Source organism: Ralstonia chuxiongensis, assembly GCF_024158925.1.
GTDB lineage: Bacteria > Pseudomonadota > Gammaproteobacteria > Burkholderiales > Burkholderiaceae > Ralstonia > Ralstonia chuxiongensis.
Window position 1 is genome coordinate 136,065 of record NZ_JAMYWC010000006.1, and the last position, 24,918, is coordinate 160,982.

At 64.5% G+C, this 24,918-nt stretch carries 24 protein-coding genes; 15 read left to right on the forward strand and 9 right to left on the reverse strand.

All coding sequences use genetic code 11. From position 1 onward, the window contains the following. Nucleotides 1-39: 39 nt before the first annotated feature. The 3 genes from NKG59_RS20240 to NKG59_RS20250 all read right to left on the reverse strand — a co-directional run bounded on the left by NKG59_RS20240 (nt 40) and on the right by NKG59_RS20250 (nt 3,914). A complete protein-coding gene (locus NKG59_RS20240) occupies nt 40-1,356 on the reverse strand; it encodes a sensor histidine kinase (protein WP_253540446.1) in 1,317 nt (438 codons plus the stop codon). A 3-nt stretch (nt 1,357-1,359) separates the two neighbouring features. After that, the gene (locus tag NKG59_RS20245; protein ID WP_045205736.1) at nt 1,360-2,094 is read right to left on the reverse strand and encodes a response regulator transcription factor; all 735 of its coding nucleotides are present in this window, start codon (nt 2,092-2,094) and stop codon (nt 1,360-1,362) included. Nucleotides 2,095-2,189: 95 nt separating this feature from the next. After that, nucleotides 2,190-3,914, reverse strand: coding sequence for a S53 family peptidase (locus tag NKG59_RS20250; RefSeq protein ID WP_253540449.1), 1,725 nt, complete (start codon nt 3,912-3,914; stop codon nt 2,190-2,192). A 215-nt stretch (nt 3,915-4,129) separates the two neighbouring features. Between NKG59_RS20250 and NKG59_RS20255 the strand changes: the two genes are divergently transcribed. Then, on the forward strand, nt 4,130-4,963 hold the full coding sequence (locus NKG59_RS20255) for a MurR/RpiR family transcriptional regulator (protein WP_045205733.1): 834 nt from the start codon (nt 4,130-4,132) through the stop codon (nt 4,961-4,963). 13 nt (nt 4,964-4,976) lie between these two features. On the opposite strand, the gene NKG59_RS20260 is transcribed toward NKG59_RS20255, so the two are convergent. From NKG59_RS20260 to zwf, 3 genes are read right to left on the reverse strand one after another with little or no spacing between them, the layout of a single operon-like run. Then, nucleotides 4,977-6,044: a glucokinase gene (locus tag NKG59_RS20260; protein ID WP_253540471.1), complete on the reverse strand. Its 1,068-nt coding sequence runs from the start codon at nt 6,042-6,044 to the stop codon at nt 4,977-4,979. Further along, nucleotides 6,025-6,729, reverse strand: a complete 705-nt coding sequence (pgl, locus tag NKG59_RS20265; protein ID WP_253540484.1) for a 6-phosphogluconolactonase — start codon at nt 6,727-6,729, stop codon at nt 6,025-6,027. The genes NKG59_RS20260 and pgl overlap by 20 nt, the downstream gene beginning before the upstream one ends. Then, complete coding sequence (zwf, locus tag NKG59_RS20270; RefSeq protein ID WP_045205731.1) at nt 6,729-8,198, reverse strand: glucose-6-phosphate dehydrogenase; 1,470 nt, start codon at nt 8,196-8,198, stop codon at nt 6,729-6,731. Before zwf ends, pgl begins: the two co-directional genes overlap by 1 nt. A gap of 321 nt (nt 8,199-8,519) precedes the next feature. On the opposite strand from zwf, the gene edd reads away from it, so the two are divergent. Then, a complete protein-coding gene (edd, locus tag NKG59_RS20275) occupies nt 8,520-10,349 on the forward strand; it encodes a phosphogluconate dehydratase (RefSeq protein ID WP_253540487.1) in 1,830 nt (609 codons plus the stop codon). A 49-nt stretch (nt 10,350-10,398) separates the two neighbouring features. Here edd and NKG59_RS20280 read toward each other — a convergent pair whose 3' ends face one another. Both NKG59_RS20280 and NKG59_RS20285 read right to left on the reverse strand, forming a co-directional pair. Then, nucleotides 10,399-11,097: a YceH family protein gene (locus tag NKG59_RS20280; protein WP_253540490.1), complete on the reverse strand. Its 699-nt coding sequence runs from the start codon at nt 11,095-11,097 to the stop codon at nt 10,399-10,401. Between the two features lie 103 nt (nt 11,098-11,200). Further along, a complete protein-coding gene (locus NKG59_RS20285; RefSeq protein WP_045205728.1) occupies nt 11,201-11,656 on the reverse strand; it encodes a universal stress protein in 456 nt (151 codons plus the stop codon). A gap of 155 nt (nt 11,657-11,811) precedes the next feature. On the opposite strand from NKG59_RS20285, the gene NKG59_RS20290 reads away from it, so the two are divergent. From NKG59_RS20290 to NKG59_RS20325, 8 genes are all read left to right on the forward strand, one after another. Next, nucleotides 11,812-12,270, forward strand: coding sequence for a DUF3293 domain-containing protein (locus tag NKG59_RS20290; protein ID WP_253540492.1), 459 nt, complete (start codon nt 11,812-11,814; stop codon nt 12,268-12,270). Between the two features lie 97 nt (nt 12,271-12,367). Then, the gene (locus tag NKG59_RS20295) at nt 12,368-12,880 is read left to right on the forward strand and encodes a hypothetical protein (RefSeq protein WP_045205726.1); all 513 of its coding nucleotides are present in this window, start codon (nt 12,368-12,370) and stop codon (nt 12,878-12,880) included. 232 nt (nt 12,881-13,112) lie between these two features. Beyond that, nucleotides 13,113-14,270: a cytochrome c oxidase subunit II gene (locus NKG59_RS20300; protein ID WP_253540495.1), complete on the forward strand. Its 1,158-nt coding sequence runs from the start codon at nt 13,113-13,115 to the stop codon at nt 14,268-14,270. Nucleotides 14,271-14,282: 12 nt separating this feature from the next. Then, nucleotides 14,283-16,073, forward strand: coding sequence for a cytochrome c oxidase subunit I (gene ctaD / locus NKG59_RS20305; RefSeq protein WP_253540498.1), 1,791 nt, complete (start codon nt 14,283-14,285; stop codon nt 16,071-16,073). After that, nucleotides 16,070-16,678 (forward strand): cytochrome c oxidase subunit 3, encoded by a 609-nt coding sequence (locus tag NKG59_RS20310; RefSeq protein WP_253540501.1) that lies wholly within the window; start codon nt 16,070-16,072, stop codon nt 16,676-16,678. Before ctaD ends, NKG59_RS20310 begins: the two co-directional genes overlap by 4 nt. Further along, the gene (locus NKG59_RS20315) at nt 16,675-17,367 is read left to right on the forward strand and encodes a heme-copper oxidase subunit III family protein (RefSeq protein WP_253540504.1); all 693 of its coding nucleotides are present in this window, start codon (nt 16,675-16,677) and stop codon (nt 17,365-17,367) included. Before NKG59_RS20310 ends, NKG59_RS20315 begins: the two co-directional genes overlap by 4 nt. A gap of 7 nt (nt 17,368-17,374) precedes the next feature. Next, nucleotides 17,375-17,722: a cytochrome C oxidase subunit IV family protein gene (locus tag NKG59_RS20320; RefSeq protein WP_253540518.1), complete on the forward strand. Its 348-nt coding sequence runs from the start codon at nt 17,375-17,377 to the stop codon at nt 17,720-17,722. Between the two features lie 163 nt (nt 17,723-17,885). After that, nucleotides 17,886-19,241, forward strand: a complete 1,356-nt coding sequence (locus NKG59_RS20325; RefSeq protein ID WP_253540520.1) for an MFS transporter — start codon at nt 17,886-17,888, stop codon at nt 19,239-19,241. Nucleotides 19,242-19,717: 476 nt separating this feature from the next. On the opposite strand, the gene NKG59_RS20330 is transcribed toward NKG59_RS20325, so the two are convergent. Next, a complete protein-coding gene (locus NKG59_RS20330) occupies nt 19,718-20,620 on the reverse strand; it encodes a LysR family transcriptional regulator (protein ID WP_253540521.1) in 903 nt (300 codons plus the stop codon). 130 nt (nt 20,621-20,750) lie between these two features. Here NKG59_RS20330 and NKG59_RS20335 point away from each other — a divergent pair, with 130 nt between their 5' ends. Genes NKG59_RS20335 through gtdA form a run of 5 tightly spaced genes read left to right on the forward strand, consistent with a single transcriptional unit; the run spans nt 20,751 to nt 24,911 of the window. Then, complete coding sequence (locus NKG59_RS20335; RefSeq protein WP_253540523.1) at nt 20,751-21,737, forward strand: 2Fe-2S iron-sulfur cluster-binding protein; 987 nt, start codon at nt 20,751-20,753, stop codon at nt 21,735-21,737. 34 nt (nt 21,738-21,771) lie between these two features. After that, nucleotides 21,772-23,028 carry an aromatic ring-hydroxylating dioxygenase subunit alpha gene (locus NKG59_RS20340; RefSeq protein ID WP_253540524.1) on the forward strand — a complete coding sequence of 419 codons (1,257 nt, stop codon included), beginning with the start codon at nt 21,772-21,774 and terminating at the stop codon, nt 23,026-23,028. A 1-nt stretch (nt 23,029) separates the two neighbouring features. Then, complete coding sequence (locus NKG59_RS20345) at nt 23,030-23,521, forward strand: aromatic-ring-hydroxylating dioxygenase subunit beta (RefSeq protein ID WP_253540526.1); 492 nt, start codon at nt 23,030-23,032, stop codon at nt 23,519-23,521. A 9-nt stretch (nt 23,522-23,530) separates the two neighbouring features. After that, complete coding sequence (locus tag NKG59_RS20350; RefSeq protein WP_253540528.1) at nt 23,531-23,854, forward strand: non-heme iron oxygenase ferredoxin subunit; 324 nt, start codon at nt 23,531-23,533, stop codon at nt 23,852-23,854. A 10-nt stretch (nt 23,855-23,864) separates the two neighbouring features. Continuing rightward, the gene (gene gtdA, locus NKG59_RS20355) at nt 23,865-24,911 is read left to right on the forward strand and encodes a gentisate 1,2-dioxygenase (protein WP_253540531.1); all 1,047 of its coding nucleotides are present in this window, start codon (nt 23,865-23,867) and stop codon (nt 24,909-24,911) included. The last annotated feature ends 7 nt before the right edge of the window (nt 24,912-24,918 follow it).

Genomic DNA, 24,918 nt, shown 5'->3' on the forward strand with positions numbered 1-24,918 from the left:
TGCAAGGCGCACGCGCACATCACACGAAACAAAATGTTTCTACGCATTGGCCTTGAATGGAAAGCGCAGCACCACGCGCAAGCCGCCACCCTCGCGCGCTTCCAGTGCCAGAGTTGCGTCGTGCGCCTGGGCGATCTCGCGCACGATGGCGAGGCCGAGGCCGCTACCGCCCGTGGGTGCCTGCGCTGGCCGATAAAAGCGATCGAGCACGCGTTCGCGTTCCTCCGCAGGGATGCCAGGGCCGTTGTCTTCCACCACGAGCTGCGCGCCACCGTCGGGCGTATGTTCGGTTGACACATCGACGCGCGCCCCGGCTGGACAGTATTTCAGTGCGTTGTCGACAAGGTTGACCAGCAGCACGCGCAGCGCATCGGCATTACCGATAACGGATGCGGGCTGCGACTCCACTGCGATCCCCAGGTCAATGCTCTTTTGCACTGCCGCCGGCGACAGTTCGGCAACCACGTCGGCCGCCACCGCCTCGAGCGCAACCGTTGCGCGCTGCGTATCGGCAGCGCCCGGCTCCTGCCGGGCGAGCGTCAGCAACTGGCCAACGAGACGGATCATGCGTTCCACACCGCGATGCAGATCGGCATGCGCGGCGCGGCGTTCGTCTTCGTTCTCAGCGCGGTCGGCCACCTGCAACTGCAGCTTGAGGGCGGCCAGCGGCGTACGCAGCGCGTGTGCGGCATCGGCAACGAACGCGCGCTGGTGCGCAAGTGCGGTGCCGAGTCGCGCAAGCAGATCGTTCAATGCATTCGTCAGCGGGCGGATCTCGTCAGGCAAACCCTGCGTGGGCAACGGCGACAGCGCTGCCGCATCGCGCGCCTGCACCTGCTTGGCCACGGAGCCCAGCAGCGCCAGACCGCGCCCGACCGCCAGCCACACGATCCATCCCAATAGCGGCAGCAGGATCAACAACGGCGCCACCGTACGCAACGCCATGCGCGCCGCCACCTCGTGCCGCGCGCTGTATGGCTGGGCGATCTGCACCACGGCGGGCCCGAACGCGACGCTGTAGATGCGCCACGGGCCCTCCGGCGTATTCGCGTCGGAAAAGCCCAGCTCCGCCTGGTCTGGCAGATCGGGCCGCGCGTGCGAGAGATACAGGCTGCGGCCGGTGCCGTCCCAGATGCGGATCACGACGTCGTCGTCACGGGCAATGCCGGCGAGCGCCGGCGGCGGCGGGTCGATCCACTGGCTCGGCAGCGCGGCGGCCACCTGCTGCATCTGGTAGTCGAACAGCGCGTTGGCTTCCTGGCGCGCCTGCGCGTAAATCAGGCCGGTGGCAATGACAATGCCCGCCAGCAGGCCGCCGGCCAGCCACCACAGCAGGGTTTTACGGATCGATTGCATGGCTTATTGGTGCGAGTCGCCGTCGGCAGGTTCCGCAGGCGACGTTGACGCCTCACGTGGAATCACATACCCCACGCCGCGGATGTTCTGGATGAAATGGCTACCGAGCTTCTTGCGCAGCGCGTGGATGTAGACCTCGACCGTGTTGCTGCCGACCTCTTCATCCCAGCCGTAAAGGTTGTCCTGCAACTGGGCGATCGACCACACCTTGCCCGGCCGCGCCAGCAGCGCATGCAGTACCGCAAACTCGCGGCCCGACAGTTTGACTGGCACCCCCGCACGCAGCACCTCGCGGGTGACGGGGTTGAGCAGCACCTCGCCGTGGCGCATGAGCGGATCGGCGCGGCCGCCTTGTCTGCGCAGCAGCGCGTGCATGCGTGCCGCCAGTTCCTGTAGGTCGAAGGGCTTGACGAGGTAATCGTCTGCGCCGGCATTGAGACCGGCCACGCGGTCGGCCACCGCATCGCGTGCGGTCAGGATCAGGATCGGGATGGCGATGCCGCGCTGGCGCAGTTCGCGCACCACGTCCAGCCCGTCGCGCTTGGGCAGGCCGAGGTCGAGCAGCATGAGGTCGAACATGGTGGCGCCGGACTCTGCGCCGGCGGCGCCAGGCGCCGTGATGGCGTGCACGGCTGCCTCGCCGTCGCGCACCCAATCGATGGTGAAACCGTCGTGGCGCAAACCCTTGCGCACGCTGTCGCCGATCATGTCGTCGTCTTCCACGAGCAGTACGCGCATGACGAATCAAAAATAAGCCGGGGAAGGCTCATTGTAGAACCGCCGCACGGGCGGTTGGCGCTTTGTCCAAAACCGCCCGCAAACTCACCTCCGCATCAGAAGCCACCCGACTTGATCAGTTGATTCAACGCGCCGATGTTCAGGCTGCCCCAACCCGTCGGGTAATCCCAGCCTTGCGCGGCGCTGTAACCGTAGCCCTGGTAGCCGTTGTTGCCCGAGACCACGTCATACCGCAGCAGCGATGCGTTGGCCGGAATGGCGCTGTACAGGCGCGCCGCCGGAAAGCCCAGGTTGCCGTTGGCCGCCAGCAACCGTGCCCAGAAGCCGACAAAGATGGGCGATGCCAGGCTCGTGCCGCCAATCTGCTGCAGTTGCCCGTAGTTGTAGATGTAGGCACCGGTGCTCTGCGCTGCGTCGAACGACACATCGGGCAGCAGCCGCGCATTGCCGCCCTGCCAAATTGGGGCCGGCAGGATCTGGCTGATGCCGCCGCCGGTGGCCCACAGCTTGCCGTTGCCGTCGAGGCCTTCGTTCCACACGGTCTCGCTGGCGAAGCTGGAACCGCTCGTGTAGAGCGTGGTGCCTCCAATGGCGAGCACGTGCGGCGACGATGCCGGCCACGACACGCTGTAGTTGGCGCCATCCGGATAGCCGCGGTTGTTGCACTCGTAGACGCCCTCGTCTCCCGAAGACACAGAGAACGTCTGCCCCTGCGCCGCGGCAGTTGTGAAGATGGCCTCTTCAGCGTCGAGCGTGCCGTCGGCGCTGGCGTCGTTCTCGCACCAGCCGAGCGACACGTTGATGATCTTGGCGGTGTTGTCGGTCACCGCCTTGTTGAAGGCCTTGGTCAGGCCCGTGTTGCCCGGCGCATTCAGGTCGGCCATGTAGAAAGCCAGCTTGCCGACCGCGCCGCCGGCCGCGCCCACGATGGACTGGCTGTCGAGGTTCCACTCGCCCTGGCCTTCCTGATCATCGGTGTAGTTGCCGCTGGTGCCGTTGGTCTTGATCGTGGTGGTGGACACTGCGGCATAACCGTTGTTGCTCGTGAACGTGCGCAGGTCACGCAGTGTTTGCGATACACCGCCGATGGTGATGACGCCCACGGTGGTGCCCGCCGCCGTCGGAACGCCCGTCGCGCCGTACAGCGCCGGGAATTCTTTCGGGTAATGGCCCGTCGCGGTGCCCGCAGCCAACGTGCGCGCTTCGGCCACATCGCCCACACGCAGCAGCGGACGGGCACGCGCCACGTTCTGCAGGCCCAGCACCGAGCCGACGATGCCGCCCAGGGCGCGTGGCACCTGAGCCTTACCGCTGTTCGCAAACCCGCTGCGGCCTGCTAGCTGGTAATGCACCAGCGGCGTGTTGAACGCCGCCTTGACCGTGCCCGCCGTACCGCGCGCCGACACCAACAGCCGGTTGGGCGCAACTTCAATATCGATAAAACCGTTCTGCCGCAGATAGCGCGCCACGGCATCCACCTGTGCCTGCGTGGGCGCGTGGTCGGCCAGGAACTGCTCGGTGGTCAGGTACTTGCGGTAATGCGAGCTGCGCGGGTCGTTCACATCGTGCGCGAGCGCCTTAAGGCTGGCCTCATTGCGCAGCTTGAGGCTGATCAGCACATCGGTGGTCTGGCCGGGCGCGACCTCGTTGACGGCGCCGCGCGCCATGAGTTGCGGGCCGGTCACGAAAGCTTTGGTGTGGGTGTCGACCCAATCGGTGGCGGCATGCAGCGGCCCGGCCGCGAGCACCAGCGGCCATACACAAGCCAGTTGACGGCACAAAGTAGAAAGGTGCTGCATGGGGAGATCAGTACGGAGCATCGGATGTCCTTTTGAGGTGTACGACGTTGCAGGACCACGCCGCTTGTGACGACGTGGGCGTCGTTCACCGTATCCAACGCATTGCCCTCGCAACAGTGCGAAAACAGTCAGTTGCATCCGGAGCGCGCTGCATCTAGCAACCCCTCGCCGGGCGGTTGCGCGAGGCAGCGCTTGCCTTTATCGTGATGCGATCCGCCATTCGAACCCGCGCCCAGATGAGCGCCCAGCAAACCACTTCCCCCGCCACCCCTGATTCACCGACCGACCTGCGCGAACGCATTCGCACGGCACGCCCGTCGCTCTCTCCGGCCGAACGCCAGGTGGCTGACTGGGTGCTGCGCCAGCCCGGTACGGTGCTCAGCCTGCCGGTGGCGGCCATCGCGCGTGAGGCCGGTGTCAGCCAGCCGACCGTGATCCGCTTCTGCCGCTCGATGGGCTGCCATGGCCTGTCGGATTTCAAGCTGCGGCTGGCGCAAGGCAACGTGGCCCGCGACGCCGCGCCGGCGCGCATCGCGTCGCCCTCCGGCACGCGCGTCCTGCAGAACGCCATCGATTCGCTCACCACGCTGCAGGACCGCTTCGATCCGCGCACGCTCGATGCAGCGGTAGCGCTGGTCGACAGCGCACGCCGCATCGACCTGTACGGCTTCGGCAGCTCGGGCGTGGTGGCGCTCGATGCACAGACGAAATTCTTCCGCTACGGCATTCCCGCGAATGCGTATAGCGATCCGTATCTCGTGTCGATGTCGTTGAACGTGCTGCAGGCAGGCGACGTGGTGATCGCCATTTCCAAATCGGGCGCGCTACCCGAACTGCAGACAGCGGTGGAGCGTGTGCGCGAACTGGGCGTGCGCGTGATTGCCGTCACAGCGCCCGACAGCCCGCTCGCGGCACTGGCCGATGTCGTGCTGCCCGCCGGCGTGGACGATGCCGTGGCCGACCGTTCGATGGTCGCGCGCCTGTTGCACCTGGCGCTGCTCGATGCGCTGGTGCTGGAAGTGGCGCTGCGCAAGGGCAGCGCACTCCATCACGCCGATCAACCTGAGTAACGCGAAAGCCGCGTCAGTGTCCCTGGGCCACTGCGTGGTCCATGGCTGCACACAGGCCAATCAGCCCCGGGTACGGTGAATGAATCACGTACACCGGCATCGACGCCACATAGGCCGAGAAGCGGCCCTTGTCTTCAAAGCGGCGCCGGAACGGAGAGTTGGCAAACGCCGGCCCCAGACGCGGGACAATGCCGCCGCCGATGTACACGCCGCCGCGCGCACCCAGCGTGACCGCCAGGTTGGCCGCAATGGTGCCGAGAAACGCGCAGAACGTATCGACGGCATAACGGCAGCGCGCGTGGTCGCCGGCGGCGTCTTCCATCTCGCCAAGTGCGATGGCGGTAATGTCGGCCGCGCGGCGCAAGGTAGGGCCTTGCTGCCAGAGGTCGAAGCACGCACCCAACGCCTCGTAGATCAGCTCCAGGCCCATGCCGGAGATCAGCCGCTCGGCCGACACATGGCCGAAGCGCTCGCGTGCGAAGCGCCAGATGACGGCTTCCTCGTCGTTCATCGGCGGAAAAGCGACATGGCCGCCCTCGCCTGCCACAGCGATGTAGCGGCCCTCGGCCGTCGGCACCAGCGATGCAACGCCCAGGCCCGTGCCAGCGCCGAGCAGCGCCCGCGGTGCATCGGCCAGGCTCGCCCCGCCGCCCACCTGTTCCAGCTCGTCTGCGGGCAGATACGGCAACGCGTGCGCCAGCGCGGCAAAGTCGTTGAGCACGACAAAGGTGTCGAAGCCCAGCGACTGCCGCATTGCCTCGATCGAGAACGCCCAATCGCGGTTGGTCATGCGAATCTGGTCGCCCAACACCGGATTGGCGATGCCGATGGCCGCATGGCGTACGCCAGCGGTTGCGATTTCCGGCGGCAACGATGCCAGGTACGCACGCATGGCCGCTTCGAGCGAAGGGTAGTCATCGCCGGCCAGCACACCGATGTGGGCCAGGCGCATGGGCGCCATCTCCAGCGCAAAGCGCACGTTGGTGCCGCCAACGTCGGCCACCAGCCGCGGATAGGCCAGCATGTCGGCCAATTGGTCGGCCCCAGTGCCCGCGTTCACCTCATGTAGTCCAATAGACATCGAGCGGTACCTCCCGCTGATGAATGACGTAGCTCACCGGCAGCGCACGCTGTGCCACGCCTCGCGCGGCATCGTCGAACACACCGCGCTTGACCGGCCCTGAGATCGAAAGGAACAACCGCCGCGCCGCACACAGCGCAGACAGATTCAGGCTGATACGCCGATGCGGCGCTGTGCCCGGACGCACCGGCAGATAAGCCGGTGCCCGCGTGCGATCGATGCCCTCGTTCAATTCAGGCGCGTCGGGAAACAACGATGCGGTATGCCCGTCGTCCCCCATGCCGAGAATCACTACGTCGGGTTGCTGAAACGGATCATTGGCAGTCGCCACGCATGCATCCACGTCAACCGATTCGCCATGCACGTGCGGTGACAACACCAGCGGAAAAAAGCGTGCTGCAGCTGCGGCATCCTGCAACAGGTGCTCGCGGACGAGGCGCGCGTTGCTGTCGGCATGCTCGGGCGGCACGGCACGCTCGTCGACCAAGGTGATCGACACATCGGCCCAGCGCAGCGGCAACACGCGCAACTCGGCAAACAGCGCGATGGGCGAACGCCCGCCCGACACGGCCAGGCACACGCTGCCCTGTTCTTCGATCACATACGTGAGCGTGTTGGCAATGGACGCTGCCAACGCTTGCACCTGCGCCGCGGCGTCTGGAACTGCGTGCCAGCGCATTGCCATTACATCTCCTCGTGCCAGGCAGCGTTGTCGCGTGAGAGCAGCGCGCTCGATGCCGCCGGGCCCCAACTGCCTGCGGTGTAACCCTTGGGCGGAATGCGTGCTTCGTTCCACGCTTCAATGATCGGTTCGACCCAGCGCCAGGCTTCGGCCTGCTCATCGCGGCGCACGAACAGACCGAGCTTGCCGTTGACGGCGTCCATCAGCAGACGCTCATACGCGCCGGCATGGCGCACGCCGCCGTGGTCGGTAAAGTCCAGGTCCAGCGTGGACGGCTGCAGGCCGAGCGCCGCGCCCGGCGTCTTGGTCAGGAACTGCAGGCGGATGCTCTCTTCCGGCTGCAGGCGGATGACGAGACGGTTTTCCGGAAACTGGATCAGCGGCTTGGGAAACAGCGCGTGCGGCACGTCGTGAAAACGCACCACGATCTCCGCCAGGCGCTGCGGCATGCGCTTGCCGGTGCGCAGGTAGAACGGCACGCCAGCCCAGCGCCAGTTGGCAATCTCGGCCTTGATCGAGACGAACGTCTCGGTACGGCTGTCCGGCGGAATGCCCTGTTCATGGAGATAGCCCTGCACCGGCTGCCCTGCAATGGCGCCTTCGAGATACTGGCCGCGTACGGTCTTCTCGGGCACTTCCTGCAGCGGAATCGGCTTGAGCGCCTTGAGGATCTTCAGCTTCTCGTCACGGATGGCGTCTTGCGACAGGCTCGACGGCGGCTCCATGGCGACAATACACAGCAGTTGCAGCAGGTGGTTCTGCACCATGTCGCGCAGCGCGCCGACACCGTCGTAGAAGTCGCCGCGCTTTTCCACGCCAAGCTGCTCGGCAATGGTGATCTGCACGTCCTTGATCCACTCGCGGCGCCACAGCGGCTCGAACAGCGCGTTGCCAAAGCGGATCGCCATCAGGTTCTGGACGGACTCTTTCCCGAGGTAGTGGTCGATCCGGTAGATCTGGTCTTCGGCAAAGAATTGCGCCACGGCGGAATTGATACGCTCGTTCGACGCGAGATCGGTGCCCAGCGGCTTTTCCAGCACCAGCCGCACATTGGGCGTATTCAGCCCGACGCGGGCGAGTTGCGCGCAGATGTCGATGAAGAAGCCCGGGGCGGTGGCCAAGTAGCACACGGTTACTGGGGCTCGGTCTTCGCCCAGCGCGGCGGCCAATCCGTCGAACTGCTCGGGCTTGCGGGCGTCGACCTGCTGGTAGACGATGCGCTCGGCAAACGAGGCCCAGGCGTCGTCGGAAACGGGCGCGCCAGAGTACAGGCGCATGGTCGGGCGCGTTTCGCGCTCCAGCAGGGCAAGGTAGCCGGCTGTCTCCAGCGGCTGCGTGCCGATGGCGAATATCCGCCCACGCGGGTGCAGTTCGCCGCCCTGATGCGCATCGAACAAGGCCGGAATCAGCTTGCGGCGGGCAAGATCGCCCGTACCGCCGAACAACACCATGTCGAATGCGGGCACCGACATCGTCATCTCCTGTGTGTGAGCCATCGATTAGGCTAGCCTAGCTGACTAGCAAGACACCACGTGTTTTTAGCTTATTTTGTAGTATTACTACATCGCGAGCAAGGCGTTCGTGAAACTGTTCGGGCAAGCGTTTCCGGCGAGGCTTTTGCCGCAGGGGGTAGGCTTCGGCGCGTCTCCTGGCACGCAATTCGCGTGCTCGCCCGTGTTATCGGTGCTGCATCGGATGCGGTACCTGTGGAAAACCCTGCACCACATCCGGCGTATTTGTAGGAAAATTACAGCATTCCGTCCTGCCCGGACCTACCCCCCAGGAGAACCCGCATGGCCCTGCACCGCACTTTGGCCGCCGTCACCCAGCGCATCATCGACCGCAGCCGCGGCCCCCGCCAGGCCTATCTGGACGTCACCCGCAAGAACGCCGGCCGCAAGGTCGAGCGTACGCTGCTTTCGTGTACGAACCTCGCCCACGGTTTTGCGGCCATGCCGGGCGAAGCAAAGATCCGCCTGAAAGCGCTGGAACGGCCGAACCTCGGCATTGTCTCGGCGTACAACGACATGCTCTCTGCGCATCAGCCGCTGGAGGCGTTTCCGGCGTGGCTCAAGCAGGCCGCACTGGATGCCGGCGGCACCGCACAGTTTGCCGGCGGCGTGCCGGCCATGTGCGATGGCGTCACGCAAGGGCAGGATGGGATGGAGCTGTCGCTGTTCTCGCGCGACACGATTGCCCTGTCGACGGCCGTGGCGCTGTCGCACCAGATGTTCGATGCGGCGCTGTACCTGGGCGTCTGCGACAAGATCGTGCCGGGGCTGGTGATCGGTGCACTGTCGTTCGGCCACCTGCCCGCCGTGTTCGTGCCGGCCGGCCCGATGACCACCGGCATCAGCAATGATGAAAAAGCCCGCACGCGCCAGCTGTACGCCGAGGGCAAGCTCTCGCGCGCCGACCTGCTGGAAGCCGAATCCAAGTCGTACCACGGCGCCGGCACCTGCACGTTCTACGGCACGGCCAACTCCAACCAGATGCTGATGGAAGTGATGGGCCTGCACCTGCCGGGCACCGCCTTCATCAACCCGAACACGCCGCTGCGCGAAGCGCTCACCCGTGAATCGGCGCGCCAGGCGCTCAAGCTCGTCTTCAGCGGCGACCAATACACCCCCATTGCCGACGTGCTGAATGAGCACGCCTTCGTCAATGGCATCGTCGGCCTGCTGGCCACGGGCGGCTCGACCAACCACACGCTGCACCTGATCGCCATGGCGCGTGCGGCCGGCATCCTGCTCACGTGGGATGACTTCAACGATCTGTCGGGCGTGATTCCGCTGCTGGCGCGCGTCTACCCGAACGGCAAGGCCGACGTGAACGAATTCCAGGCCGCGGGTGGCCTGTCCATCGTGATTCGCGAGCTGATCGATGCGGGCCTGCTGCACGACGACGTAACGACGATCATGGGCAAGGGCCTGCGCCGTCATTCGCAAGAGCCCTTCCTGGACGGTGACAAACTCGTGTGGCGCGATGGTGCCGCGGCTTCGCTCGATACCAACATCGTGCGCGGCGTGGCCGAGCCGTTCTCGCCGGACGGCGGCCTGCGTGTGCTCGACGGCAACATCGGGCGCTCGGTCATCAAGGTTTCGGCGGTCAAGCCGGAACATCGTTTTGTGGAAGCGCCGGCGCGCGTGTTCCTTGCGCAGGACGATCTGATCAATGCCTTCAAGGCCGGCGAACTGGAGCGCGACTTCGTGGCCGTGCTGCCGTATCAAGGCCCGGCTGCCAATGGCATGCCTGAGCTGCACAAGCTCACGCCGACGCTGTCGGTGCTGCAGGAGCGCGGGTTCAAGGTCGCGTTGGTGACGGACGGCCGCATGTCGGGCGCGTCGGGCAAGGTGCCGGCCGCCATTCACATCACGCCGGAAGCGCTCAACGGCGGGCCGCTCGCGCGTGTGCGCGATGGCGACATCGTCGTGCTGGATGCCGAAGCGGGCACGCTCTCGGTGCGCGTGCCGGAGGCGGAGTGGAATGCCCGCCGGGTCAGCACGCCCGATCTGTCGCATTACCACGCAGGCGTGGGGCGAGACCTCTTCTCGGGCTTCCGCCGCAATGTGTCGGCAGCGGAAGAAGGCGCCTGCACGTTGTTCGTATCGGCAGGCGCATAAGCTGAAGACAAACCGACCGGCCCCGCCCGATACGGGCGGCCGGTTGCGTCTACAGCACCGACTTGTCGATCGAGATACCCAGCTCACCCGCCATCTGTTCGACAAGCGCCTGAAGCCTGGCCACCTTGTCGGCCAACTGCTTCTGCTCCGCCTTCAGCGCTTCAAACTCAGACGGTGAGATGGACTCGCCAACGCCGTCGCCCTGCCGCATATCGGCTTGCGCAACTTCACCGCAGAGCAGGTGCATCCAACGGCTTTCTCGCTCCCCCGGCATACGCTGCAGCTTGACGACATAGGGCGGATCGTTCTCAGCCAGCTCATCCAGAAACGCTTCAACGGATGAAATGTCGGCAAAGGTGTGGAACCGCGCGGCGTTCAGTCGCAGCTCGGCTGCGGTCTGCGGACCGCGCAGCAACAGCACGGTAAGCAACGCGACCGATTGGCTCGGCACACCAAGCACGCGGTTCATGTTGTGCTCGAAGCGCGGCACGCGGCTGCTGCTGCCTTCCATGACCAGGCTCATCGATTTCAGCCCGTCGATGGCCGTAACGATCTCGGCTTCGGTAACGGACATGACCGGCGCACGTGCGGTTTTCTGATTGCAGCCGGCCGCCAGCGCATTGAGCGTCAGCGGATAAGTGTCGGGCACCGTGTGCTGCTTTTCGACCAGAACGCCGAGCACGCGTCCTTCAAGTGCGGTGAGGGTGCGGATGGCGCGACGCTGCACAGCGTCGGGATTGATATTCATGATGGGGCGGCGACGGATACGCTGGGTTGGGGCAAATCGAACCCCAACATCATATCCGGCACCCGCAGGCAGGAGGCCCTGCCTGCGCAACGACAACCGAAACTCAGCCCTTGGCCGGGCCGCGCACCAGCAACACCGGCGTGGTCGCCTGGCGGATGAACTTCTCGGCCACGCTGCCAAGCATCGCATGCGCCAGCCCACGGCGGCCGTGCGTGCCGATCACGACCACATCGGCGCCACTGCGCACCACTTCGCCTTGCAGAGCGGCGGCCACATCCTCACCCACGTTCTGCGTTTCCACCAGCACCGTTTCCTGCTGCAAACCGGCAGAGGTGAGCGTTGCGGCGGTATCGGCCAGCAGCGCGGTGCCGGCCTGGATAAACGACTTGCGCAGCTCGGTCGGGTCGTAATAGCCGACGTCGAACAGCATGGCCGGGCTGTCGACGATATAAACGGCGCGGACAGTGCTCTGGAATGCCTTGGCCAGGCGCACGGCCTCGGCCAGGGCCAGCTTGCTGGTTTCGCTGCCATCAATGGCGACCAGGATCTTCTTGTACATGGTTCAAGCCTCGCAGGGGAGTGGTTGTCGGAATACTGTGTTGACTGTGCTGACTGTGCTGGGGCAGCGTTCGGGCCACCCACACGCTATTCTGTGACATCGAACGCCCTTTTGCGTTGCGCCAAATCAGATGGCCGCGACCATGCGACGCAACAATGCACCGTCATCCGCCCGCTCCCGCACCTGAGTTGATTGCCGCTTACCGCAGCGCGCGGTATCGCGTCAGCGCACCGCAGGGCGACGTGCTGCTGCGCATCGATGCCGTCAACCCATGCGTGGCGGCTCTGCTTGCGCAAGCCAATGCACCATGGGCCGTCTTCGTGACAGCGCACCAGCCTTTCTCCCGCCCGGTGTCTGCGGACGAAAACGCTGCGCGGCAGGCCGAACTGCTGGCCTGGGCCATCGCGCGCGGCATGCCGTGGCTCTCTGGCGAAGGCGGCCCGCCGGAAGATGCCCCGGCGAACACGTGGTCGCCCGAGCCGAGCCTGCTTCTGTTCATCGAAGACCCGGCCATCGCCGACACCCTGATGCTCACGTTCGAGCAGAACGCCGTAGTGCTGTGCGATGCGCATGGATTTTGTACCTTGCGTTGGCACCCGTATCTGCCAGACTGATTTTGCACAAGGCACTTGTCGCACAGCGCTTTGCAGCACCGTAAGTGGCGCTTCCGATTCCTAAGTGCTTGCGTAGATACATCAGCAGGAGGTTCGTATGGAACTGCACATGCAATCGCATCATTGGGAGCGCCGCATGCCTGACTGGCTCGCCGCCAGCGTGGCCGGCCTCGTGGGCGGCGCACTGGTCATCGTGCTCGAATTCTTCTGGTCGACCATGGTGCTCAATGAAAGCCCATGGCGCCCGACCCACAAGATCGCCGCCATGGTCATGGGCCGGGGCGCACTGGAAGAGATGTCCCTGTTCAGCTACAGCATCGTCGTGACGGCGCTCGTGCTGCACTTCGTGCTGGGCGCCATCATGGGGATGATCCTTGGCGCCATCATCGCGCCGTTCCACTTCGATTCGAGCCCGGGCATGCTCGCGGCCGTTGGCGTGGTCTTCGGGATCGTGGCGTACGCGGTGAACTTCTACGGCATGACGGCCGTGTTTCCGTGGTTTGTGTCGGAGCGCGGCTCGGGGCCGCTACTGGCGAACCTGCTGTTTGGGGTGGCGGCGGCCATCACCTACGGCATGCTGGAGCGGCGCGTACGCGAACCGATGCACTGACACGCCCCTTTTTCCTGCGGCGCCGCAAGCTGAGCGGCGCCATCAGGAGGCGGCCGCCTCTGGCAACACATGCCGGAGGCGGCCGTTTTGCATTGCGGCGCAGCACGCAGATGCCACATCGGCGCTATCTGTACGCTGGGTGCGCCTCGTCCTTACGTTGCCTTGCACGATCCGAGTGCGCGACCTAGCCTGTCTTTAGCGTGTTGAGGGAATCCCTCGCCGGGAGGTGCCCATGGCCCTTGCGATTGCGCTCGTGCTGATCGTCGTGCTGGCGGTGGGGTTTCACTTTGCCAGCCCGTGGTGGATCACCCCGATCGCCTCCAACTGGGTGCGCATGGACGACACGCTGACGATCACCATCGTCATCACCGGCGTGCTGTTTGTCGCCATCAACCTCTTCGTCGTCGCGGCGCTCCTGCGCTATCGCCATCGCGATGGCCAACCCAACCAACGCGCCGCCTACGAGCCGCACAACACGCGACTGGAATGGTGGCTGATCGGCGTCACGACCGTGGGGGTGGCAGCGCTGCTCGCGCCCGGCCTGTTCGTCTATGCCGATTACGTGCGCCCGCCAACAAACGCCCTGCAGATGGAAGTGCTCGGCCAGCAATGGCAATGGCGCTTCCGCTTTGCCGGCCCCGGCGGCAAGCTCGGCACGACCGACGTGCGCTACATCAGCAATGACAACCCGTTCGGCATGAACCCGGCTGACCCGAACGGACGCGACAACTACCTGATCGAAACCCCCGAACTGCACCTGCCGATCAACCGCCCGATCCAGGTGCTGGCGCGCTCGCGCGATGTGCTGCATGACTTTTATGTGCCGCCGTTCCGCGCGCGCATGAACATGGTGCCGGGCATGATCACCACGTTCTGGTTCACGCCCACCAAGGCAGGCCGCTACGACATCCTGTGCGCGCAGCTCTGCGGTATCGGGCACTCCAACATGCGCGGTGTGGTGGTCGTGGAAGACGAGGCATCGTTTGCCCGCTGGCTCGCGCGGCAGACCACCTTCGAGCAGAGCCAGAAGGCGAAAGTGCAGGCCGCCCCCGCCGCTGCGGGCGGCAGCGCACAGGCTCTGGCGGAGCAAGGCCACACGCTCGCGCAGGCCAAAGGCTGCGTCGCCTGCCACTCGGTGAATGGCACCCCTGGCGTCGGCCCGACATGGAAGGGTTTGTACGGCTCCACACAAACCATGGCCGACGGCTCGACCGCAGTGGCCGATGAAGCCTATCTGCGTGCCTTCATCCGCGATCCGAAAGCGCGTGTGGTCAAAGGCTTCGCGCCCATCATGCCGAACTTCGACCTGAGCGAGCAGGAACTCGCAGCGCTGGTGGCGTACATCAAAGCGCAAGGTGGCGACGCTGCGGCGACCGCTGCAAAACCGTAGCGAGGAGAAACCATGTCCTACGGACACGCCGACACCGACCACGACCAGGGTCACGCACCTCAAAGCTTCTGGACACGCTACGTCTGGAGCCAGGACCACAAGGTCATCGCGGTGCAGTACGCGCTCACGGCCATCGCCATCGGGCTGGTGGGGCTCGTGCTGTCGAACCTGATGCGGCTGCAGCAGGGCTTTCCGGGCAAGTTCGCCTTTATCGACGCCAACCACTACTACCAGTTCGTCACCATGCACGGAATGATCATGGTGATCTACCTGCTTACGGCGCTGTTCCTCGGCGGCTTCGGCAACTACCTGATCCCGCTGATGCTGGGCGCGCGCGACATGGTGTTTCCGTTTCTGAACATGCTCAGCTACTGGGTCTACCTGCTGGCCGTGCTGGTGCTGGTGGCGAGCTTTTTCGTACCGGGCGGGCCGACCGGCGCGGGCTGGACGTTGTATCCGCCGCAGGCGATCCTGCCCGGCACGCCCGGCACCGAATGGGGCATTGTGCTGATGCTGGTGTCGCTGGCGATCTTCATCGTGGCGGCAACGATGGGCGGGTTGAACTACGTGACCACCACGCTGCAGGCGCGCACGCGCGGCATGACGCTCATGCGCATGCCGCTCACGGTGTGGGGCATCTTTACGGCGACGGTGCTGGCGCTGCTGGCGTTTCCGGCGCTGTTCGTGTCGGCCATCATGATGCTGCTCGACAAGACGCTGGGCACCAGCTTCTTTGTGCCGGCGGTGGTGTCGATGGGGCAGCATCTGCCGCATGCCGGCGGCAGCCCGCTGCTGTTCCAGCACCTGTTCTGGTTCTTCGGCCACCCCGAGGTCTATATCGTCGCGCTGCCCGCCTTCGGCATCGTATCGGACCTCATCAGCACGCACGCGCGCAAGAACATCTTCGGCTACCGGATGATGGTGTGGGCCATCCTGATCATCGGTGTGCTGTCGTTCGTTGTCTGGGCGCACCACATGTTCGTCTCGGGCATGAACCCGTACTTCGGGTTCTTCTTTGCCACCACCACGCTCATCATCGCCATCCCGACCGCGCTCAAGGTCTACAACTGGGTGCTCACGCTGTGGCATAGCGACATCCACCTGACCGTGCCGATGCTGTTTGCCATCGGCTTCATCAGCACGTTCCTGATTGGCGGGTTGACGGGGCTGTTCCTGGGCAACGTGAGCGTGGACATTCCGCTGTCCAACACGTACTTCGTGGTGGCGCACTTCCACATGGTGATGGGCGTGTCGCCGATCCTGGTCGTGTTCGGCGGGCTCTATCACTGGTATCCGAAGGTGACGGGCCGCATGCTGAACGACACGCTGGGCCGCGCGCATTTCTGGATCACCTTCATCGGCACGTACCTGATCTACTTCCCGATGCACTACCTGGGCTTGCTGGGCATGCCGCGGCGGTACTACGCGTATGAGGGCTACAGCTTCATCCCGCCTTCGGCGCAGACGCTGAATACGTTCATCACCGTCATCGCCATCATCGTGGGCGTGGCGCAGTTGCTGTTCCTCTTCAACCTGGCGTGGAGTCTCGTGCGCGGCAAGAAGGCCGAGGCCAACCCGTGGCGGGCAACCACGCTCGAATGGCAGACCCCGCAGACGCCGCCCGTGCACGGCAACTGGGGGCCGACGCTGCCGGTGGTCTACCGCTGGGCATACGAGTACAGCCCGCCCGACCGTGTGGATGACTTCGTACCCCAAAACGAACCGCCCACCGGTGCACCCGACATGGGTACCGAAGCGGCGCCGGGAACCGACATCCTCCACACCAGCGGGGTGCGCACATGACGACCCTGCCCCGCCACTTTGTTCCCGAAACCCCGCCTGTATTGCCCCACGCCGGGCGCATTGGCCTGCGCGTCTTCATGGCCGTGGTGACGGCGCTGTTCTCGCTGCTGATCCTGGCCTATGCCATGCGCATGCGCGAGCCGGATTGGATGCCCGTTCCGCACCCCGTGCTGCTGTGGTGGAACACTGGCGTGCTGGCGCTGGCCAGCGTGGCCATGGAACTGGCACGGCGCACAGACACGCGCCGCACAATCTGGCTGCTAGCGGGTGGCGTGCTTGCCGCGCTGTTCGTCTTCGGCCAATGGACAGCGTGGCAGCAACTGTCCGCCACCGGGCAAGGCGTGGCAGTCAACCCCTCCAACAGCTTTCTATATGTGTTCACCGGCTTGCATGCGGCGCATGTCATCGGTGGGCTCGTCGTCTGGGCGGTGACGGTCGCACGCCTGCACAGCAACGCCGATCGCACGCAACGGGCCGTTGCCCTCTGCGCGACGTACTGGCACTTCCTGCTGGCCGTGTGGCTCGTGCTGCTGGCAGCAATGTGGTGGATCACGCCCGCATTCGTCAGCGCCATCTGCGGGCCGTTGTACGGAGCCACGCCATGAGCAACCCCACGCTTCCCACCGACTCGGCCAACGCCTTGCCCGAGGGCTGGCCCGGCGTCGTCAACGACTGGTCGGGCGACCGCGAAGCCTTCAAGGTGCCGTGGGGCAAGGCCATGATGTGGATCTTCCTGCTGTCGGACACCTTCGTCTTCAGCAGCTTCCTGATCGGCTACATGACCGTGCGCATGTCGACCACGGTGCCATGGCCCGACACGGCCGAAGTGTTCGGCATGAAGATCGGCGGCGTGGAGGTGCCGTTACTGCTGATCGCCATCATGACCTTCGTGCTCATCAGCAGCAGCGGCACCATGGCCATGGCCGTCAACTTCGGTTACCGGCGCAATGCGAAGCGTGCCGCCGCGCTCATGCTGGCCACGGCATTGCTGGGCGTCTGCTTCGTCAGCCTGCAGGCGTTCGAGTGGACCAAGCTGATCGTGCTCGAAGGCGTGCGCCCCTGGGGCAACCCGCTGGGTGCAGCGCAGTTTGGCGCGTGCTTTTTCATGATCACCGGGTTCCACGGCTTTCACGTGACCTGCGGCGTGATCTACCTGCTGCTGGTTGCACGCAAGATCCGGCAGCCTGGCTTTGCCGAGCACGGCAACTTCCAGATCGTGGAGATCGCGGGCCTCTATTGGCACTTCGTCGATCTCGTCTGGGTGTTCATCTTTGCGTTGTTCTACCTGTGGTGAGGCAGCCATGAACCACACCGACCCATCCTCCACGCCAGCGGTGCCCGACACCCATGGCCAGCAGCACAGCATCAGCGTCTACCTGAAAATCTGGGGCCTGCTGTTCGTGCTCAGCACGCTGTCGTACTTGGTGGACTACTTTCGCGTGGAAGGGCTGACGCGCTGGGTGCTGATCGTCGTGCTGATGATCGCCAAGGCCGGGCTGATCGTCTCTGTGTTCATGCACATGATGTGGGAGCGGCTGGCGCTGGTGTACGCCATCCTGATGCCGCCACTCGCGTTGCTGGTGCTGATGGTGCTGATGGCGGCGGAGGCGCATCACACCTTGGGCACGCGCATGCTGTTCTTCCATTGAGTCGCCTCTCGGCTGTCGTTTGACCGGCCGCCCCAGGCCGGCCACACTTAACTTTTCCGTCCAGTATCAATCTGGTGAATGTCGCGCATTCACCAGCCGACTGGCGTGCCTCCTCGGTGCCCGCTACCTTCAGCGCACACCTACAAAAAACTGAGGAGACACCATGCTGCCCCACCCTTCAACCATCGACGTGCGCGCCTGGCTCGACGGCCAACGCTTTTCCGCCTTCCAGTGGCGCGTCGTTGCGCTGTGCTTTTTCATCGTCGCCATTGACGGCTTTGACACCGCCTGCGTCGGCTTCATCGCGCCGGCGCTCGTGCAGGACTGGCACGTCACCCCCGGCGTGTTGGGCACTTTGTTCAGTGCCGGCCTCGCGGGGCTAATGGTTGGCGCGCTCGCCTTTGGCCCATTGGCAGACCGCATCGGGCGCAAACGCACGCTGCTGATTACGGTGGCGGCGTTTGGCGTGGCCACCGTGGCATCGGCGTTTGCACCCAACGTGAGTGCCCTGATTGCGTTGCGGTTCCTGACTGGCCTTGGCCTGGGTGGCGCCATGCCCAACGCCATCGCCCTCACGTCTGAATACTGCCCAGAGCGCCGGCGCTCCTTCCTCACCACGGTCATGTTCTGCGGCTTTACGTTGGGCTCGGGCTTTGGTGGCATCGTCGCGGCGCAACTGGTGCCGGATTTTGGCTGGCGCAGCGTGCTGCTGTTTGGCGGCGTCGTGCCACTGGTGCTGGTGCCGTTGATGGCCTTTGCGCTGCCGGAGTCGGTGCGCTATCTGGTATCCAGTGGCGCAAGCAACACCGCGGTCGGCAAGCTGCTCAACCGCATTGCGCCATTGGACGTCACACCCGACACCCGCTTCGCGCTGCATGAGGCCAAGGCGTTGGGGTCGCCGGTGCGGCAGCTCTTCCTGCCGGCTTTCCGCACGGGCACGCTGCTACTGTGGACCGTGTTCTTCATGAGCCTGTTGATCGTCTATCTGCTGACGAACTGGCTGCCGACGCTCATTCACGCGGGTGGCGTGTCGCTCGCGCTGGCGTCGCGCATTGCGGTGATGTACCAGGTGGGCGGCACCATTGGTGCGCTCATCATCGGGCGGTTGATGGATCGGTACCCCGCGACGATCGTGCTGTGCGGCACCTACGGCCTGGGCGCCATATTCCTCGCCCTGACAGGCGTGACGCAAGGCACGATGCTCGCCTTTGCCGTCACGGGAGTGGGCTTCTGCATCAGCGGCTCGCAAATCGGTGCGAATGCGTTCGCAGCCCAGTTCTACCCCACCGCCAACCGTGTGACAGGGATCAGCTGGGCATTGGGCGTGGGCCGTCTCGGTTCGGTGTGCGGTGCACTGGTGGGCGGCGTATTGCTGACGGCGAACATCGGGTTCCAGCTGCTGTTCCTGATCGTGGCGGTGCCGGCAGCAATTGCGGCGGTGGCCATCTTCCTATGCGGCAGCCAGGCCAAACGTACCGGCGGCGGGCAGGCATTGCCCGTTGCCCCGGAAGGCACGTAAGCGTTCGGCCCCTTGAGGGTGGATTACGGACCTCAAACAGTGGAGTGTCGCTGTCTGAGGTCCAAAATTTCGACCTCCGAGCGCGGCGTTCGACCATCTGAGAGCGGAACGCCAGCCTCCACCCGCCGAGCTCGACGGTCCAAGGGCGGAGTGCGAGCCTCGGAGCACGGAAGGGTCGAATGTTTCAGGGCCGAGCGCGAGCGTCCAACAGTCGCGTTCGAGCCTTCGAGACTGAAGCGTCACCCTCCAAGCGCGGCAATCGAATGTTTGAGAATGGCGCTCGCCCCTCTGACCGTGGAGTGTGTCCCCCAGAGGGCCATCGTCGAGCGATCGAGCCCGATGCTCGACCTTCGGACGTTGCAGCGCCAGTGTTCGAGCCTCAGTCCTAACGATCCAAAGGTGGAATTCGAGTGTTCGACGGTGGAGCGCTGCTCCAGCACTCGCAAGCAACAAGGCAGGACACCCCTGCTGCCCGCCTAGATAGCAAACATCTCGAACAACAACTGCCGCAGCCATTGATTGGCCGGCTCGCGGTGATTGCGCCCGTGCCACAGCACATTGATGGTGATATCCGGAATCTTGGCCGGGCAAGGTGCCGTGGCCAGGTCAAACGGTTTGAGCGTGCGCGTGGCATAGGCCTCGGGCACCACCGCAATCATGTCGGTCGACTGCAGGATGTGCCCCAGCGCCACGAAGTGCGGCACACGCAGGCTCACGCGCCGCGACATCCCTGCCCGCAGGATGGTTGAATCCACCATGCCGTGGCCCGTTCCCTCGGCAACGATCGACACGTGCTCGGCTTCCAGGAAGCCCTTCATCGTCATGCCGTTCTTGGCGAGCGGATGGCCCTTGCGGAAGAGGCACACATAGCGCTGCTTGAACAGCCTGCGCTGGAAGAACCCCGCCTTCAGGTCCGGCAGAAAGCCAATGGCGAGATCCACACGGCCGGCCTCCATCTCGTCGCGCAGCGTGTCGGCATGGTTGCGCACCGTGCTGATGGTCACCCCGGGGGCGTCCTTCTCCAGGCGGCGCATCAGACTGGGCAGAAAGTAGATCTCGCCGATGTCCGTCATCGCAATGGTGAAGGCACGCGTGCTCGTCTTGGGGTCGAACTTGGTCGTGGCGTTGAGCGAGTTGTAGATCGCCCCGAGCGCGTAGGCGATGGGCTCGGCAAGTGTCTCGGCAAAAGGCGTCGGCACCATGCCTTTCGATGTGCGGATGAACAGCTCGTCTCCAAACAACTTGCGCATGCGGTTCAGCGCATTGCTGATGGCCGGTTGCGAGATGCCCAGTGTTTCCGCCACGGCAGAGACACGACGTTGCCGAAGCAATTCATTGAAGACGACCAACAGGTTGAGGTCGATGTCCTGCAGTTCCACCGCGTGTCTCCTCGTGTTCTCGCATTATCACTGCGAGTGATATGAGACATCAGGTTGCTTCTATTTAAGTATGTCGTCAAGCGGGCCATGATGCTTCCACACAGAAAAACGACTAGCCCGGAGACACGGCATGGACGTCACCGTCACCCCACTGCAGCGCATCGTCAGCGCGCGCTCGGGCGATAACCTGCTCGAAGTCCTTCGCACCAACGAAGTCCCTATCTCGTATAGCTGCATGGCCGGCCGCTGCGGCACGTGCCGCTGCCGGGTGGTATCCGGCAATGTGGCCGTCACGGGTGGTGCCGACATGAACAGCCCCTCGGCCTCGGGCCAGATCGTGCTGGCCTGTCAGACCACGCTGGTGGAAGACTGCGCAATCGAATTGCCGGAAGTGGACGAGGTTGTCGTGCACGCCGCCCGGATCGTCAAGTCGAAGGTCGCATCCATCGAAGACATGACCCACGACATCAAGCGCATCCGGCTGGACCTCGCCAAGCCGCTCGATTACTCGCCCGGCCAGTACGCCACGCTGCAGTTCACGCCCAAGCACGTGCGGCCGTATTCGATGGCCGTTGCCAACGAAGGGAGCACGCTTGAGTTTCATGTGCGCGTGGTGCCGGATGGCCGCGTCACCTCGTACATTGCCCGCGAACTCAAGGTGGGCGATGACGTGCGCGTGAGTGGCCCGCTTGGCACGGCGTATCTGCGCCGCCGCAATGCAGACCCGATCCTTTGCGTTGCGGGCGGCACCGGCCTCGCGCCCATCCTCTCCATCCTGCGCGGTATGGCCGATGCGCGCATGACCAACCCGGTACACGTGTACTTCGGCGTGCGCTCGCCCATCGACGTGTACGGCACGCATTGGCTGGACGCGCTGCGCGAGCGCCTGCCGAACCTGCACACGCATGTCGTCATCACGACATCCAATACAGACCACCGCTACCGCTCGGGGGTGGTGACCGACGCCGTGGCGAGCGACTGGTCGAGCCTTGCGGACTGGCGCGCCTATCTGGCCGGCGCGCCCGTCATGGTGGACGCCGCGAGCCTGCTGCTGCGCCAGCGCGGCGTGCTGCCCGAACACATCTACGCGGATGCCTTCTACGCCGTTGGCGTCTGAAGCAGCACGCCCATTACAAGCCTCGGAGACACCCATGAAAGAGTCGACCCTCACGTTTTCCAGACCCGTCTGGAAAGACGATGGCTCCAGCCGGATTCCATTCCGCGCCTACACCGACGACGAGATCCACCAGCGCGAGCTGGAACGCCTGTTCTACAACGGGCACTGGTGCTACGTCGGCCTGGAAGCGGAGATACCCAACGCGGGCGATTTCAAGCGCACGGTGGTGGGCGAACGTTCGGTGATCGTCACCCGCACGCCGGACGGCGCGATAGCCGTGGTGGAGAACGTCTGCGCGCACCGCGGTGTGCGCTTCTGCCGCGAGAAATCCGGCAACCGCAAAGACTTCACCTGCCCCTACCACCAGTGGAACTATGACCTGAAAGGCAACCTGATCGGCGTGCCGTTCCGGCGGGGCGTGAAGTCCGAAGGCAAGGTGCGGGGCGGCATGCCTGCCGATTTCGATCCGAAGGAACACGGCCTCACGCAGCTCAACGTGGCCGTGCGCAACGGGGTCATCTTTGCCTCGTTCGACCATGACCTGCCGTCTTTGGAAGACTTTCTTGGGCCCACCATCCTCGGTTACTTCGACCGCGTGTTCGACGGTCGCAAGCTGAAGATCCTTGGCTACAACAAGCAGCGCATTCCGGGCAACTGGAAGCTGATGCAGGAGAACATCAAAGACCCGTATCACCCGGGGCTTTTGCACACATGGTTCGTCACGTTCGGGCTCTGGCGGGCGGACAACAAATCAGAGCTGAAGATGGATGCGCTGCATCGCCACGCCGCGATGATCTCCACACGCGGCACCGGCGGAAAAAGCGCCGTCACCAGCGGCGTCACCAGCTTCAAAGAGAAGATGACGCTGCACGACGACCGCTTTCTCGATGTCGTGCAGGAACCCTGGTGGGGCGGCCCGACGGCCGTGATGATGACCGTCTTCCCGAGCGTGATCATCCAGCAGCAGGTCAATTCGGTGTCGACGCGACACATCCAGCCCAACGGCCACGGCTCGTTCGATTTCGTCTGGACCCATTTCGGCTTTGAAGACGACACCGAAGAGATGACGCAGCGCCGCCTGCGCCAGGCCAACCTGTTCGGGCCCGCCGGCTTTGTCTCAGCAGACGACGGCGAGGTCATCGAGTTTTCTCAGGAAGGCTTCGAACAAAAGCCTGCCCACCGCACCGTGGTCGAACTCGGCGGCCGCGAAGTGGGCGACACCGACCACATGGTCACGGAAACGCTCATCCGCGGCATGTACGAATACTGGCGCAAGGTGATGGAGATCTGACATGGCTGACGCGACTGACACGCTCGATTTCTCGACCTACCAGCAACTGCTAGCGCTTTACACGCGCTATGCCAGCGCCGTGGACAACGCAGCGTGGGACCAATGGACCGACCTCTTCGTCGACGACTGCACCTACAAGGTCCAGCCGCGCGAAAACTACGAACGCGGTTTTCCGCTCGCCACGCTGTCGTTTGAAAGCAAGGGCATGTTGAAGGACCGCATCTACGGCATCACCGAGACGATCTTCCACGACCCGTATTACCAGCGCCATGTGGTGGGCCTGCCCGAAGTCACGCACGTGGAAGGCGACTGCATTGAAGCGCAGGCCAACTACGCCGTGTTCCGCACCAAGCCCGATGAGTTGTCGACGGTGTTCAACGTCGGCCGCTACATCGACACCATCGTCCGCACCGAAACGGGATTGAAGCTGAAGTCGCGCACCTGCGTGTTCGACAGCGAAATGATCCCGAACTCGATCATCTATCCGATCTGAGGTCTGCCCATGAGCAATACATCAACCACCGCCTGGCTCAAGCTCATCAGCGTGGACGACCTGCCGGACGACGACGTGATTGCCGTCAGTGCGGGCGACGCAGAGATCGCGGTGTACCGCGTTGCCGGTGAAGTCTTCGCCACCGACAACGTCTGCACACACGGCCACGCGCGCCTGTGCGACGGCTTTCTCGACGGCTACGAGATCGAATGCCCGCTGCACCAGGGGAAGTTCGACGTGCGCTCGGGCAAGGCGATGTGCGAACCGCTCACGACCGACGTGCGCACGTTCCCGATCAAGATCGAAGACGGCCACGTCTTTGTCGAGCTGTAAAGGAGTGGCCATGACATCAACCACGCTGCAGATCGAGCGCGGCGCGTACTACGCCCAACTCGAAGGCAAGCAACTGGCGCCGCTGTGGGAATCGCTGCATTCGCTGGTGCCGCGCGAGCCCAAACCGCGCATCGTGCCCGCCATCTGGAAGTACAACGACGTGCGCCCGCTGGTGATGCAGGCCGGCGACGTCATCAGTGCGGAAGAGGCCGTGCGCCGCGTTCTGATCCTGGAGAACCCGGGGCTGCCGGGCAAGGCCAGCATTACGTCCACACTGTACGCTGGGCTGCAGTTGATCCTGCCCGGTGAGATCGCGCCGAGCCACCGGCATACGCAATCGGCGCTGCGCTTCATTGTCGAAGGCCGTGGCGCGTGGACGGCCGTCAACGGCGAACGCACCACGATGCACCCCGGCGATTTCATCATCACGCCTTCGTGGACGTGGCACGACCACGGCTGCCCGACGCTTGAGGATGGTGGCGAACCCGTGGTTTGGCTGGACGGCCTCGACATTCCGCTGGTACAGCAGTTCGACTGCGGCTTTGCCGAGAACTACCCCGAAGCCCAGCAACCCGTGATGCGCCCGGAAGGCGACAGCTACGCGCGCTTCGGCCACAACATGGTGCCGGTGCGCCATCGCGTGACCGACCCCACGTCACCGATCTTCAGCTATCCGTATGCGCGCTCGCTCGAAGCGCTCGACAAGCTCTACCGCCACGGCGAACTGGACCCCTGGGATGGCGTGAAGCTGCGCTACGTAAATCCCGCCACGGGCGGGTGGCCGATGCCGACCATCGCCACCTTCATGCAGTTCCTGCCCAAGGGCTTTGCGGGCAAGACCTACCGCAGCACCGACGCCACCGTCTACAGCGTGGTGGAAGGCCGCGGCACGGTATGCATTGGCGACGCGCAATTTGAGTTCGAGCCGCGCGACGTGTTTGTCGCGCCGTCGTGGGCGCCGGTGCAGCTCAACGCATCGGAGGATACGGTGCTGTTCAGCTATTCCGACCGGCCCGTGCTGTCTGCGCTGAATCTGCTGCGCGAAGCGCGGACCTGAAGAAAAC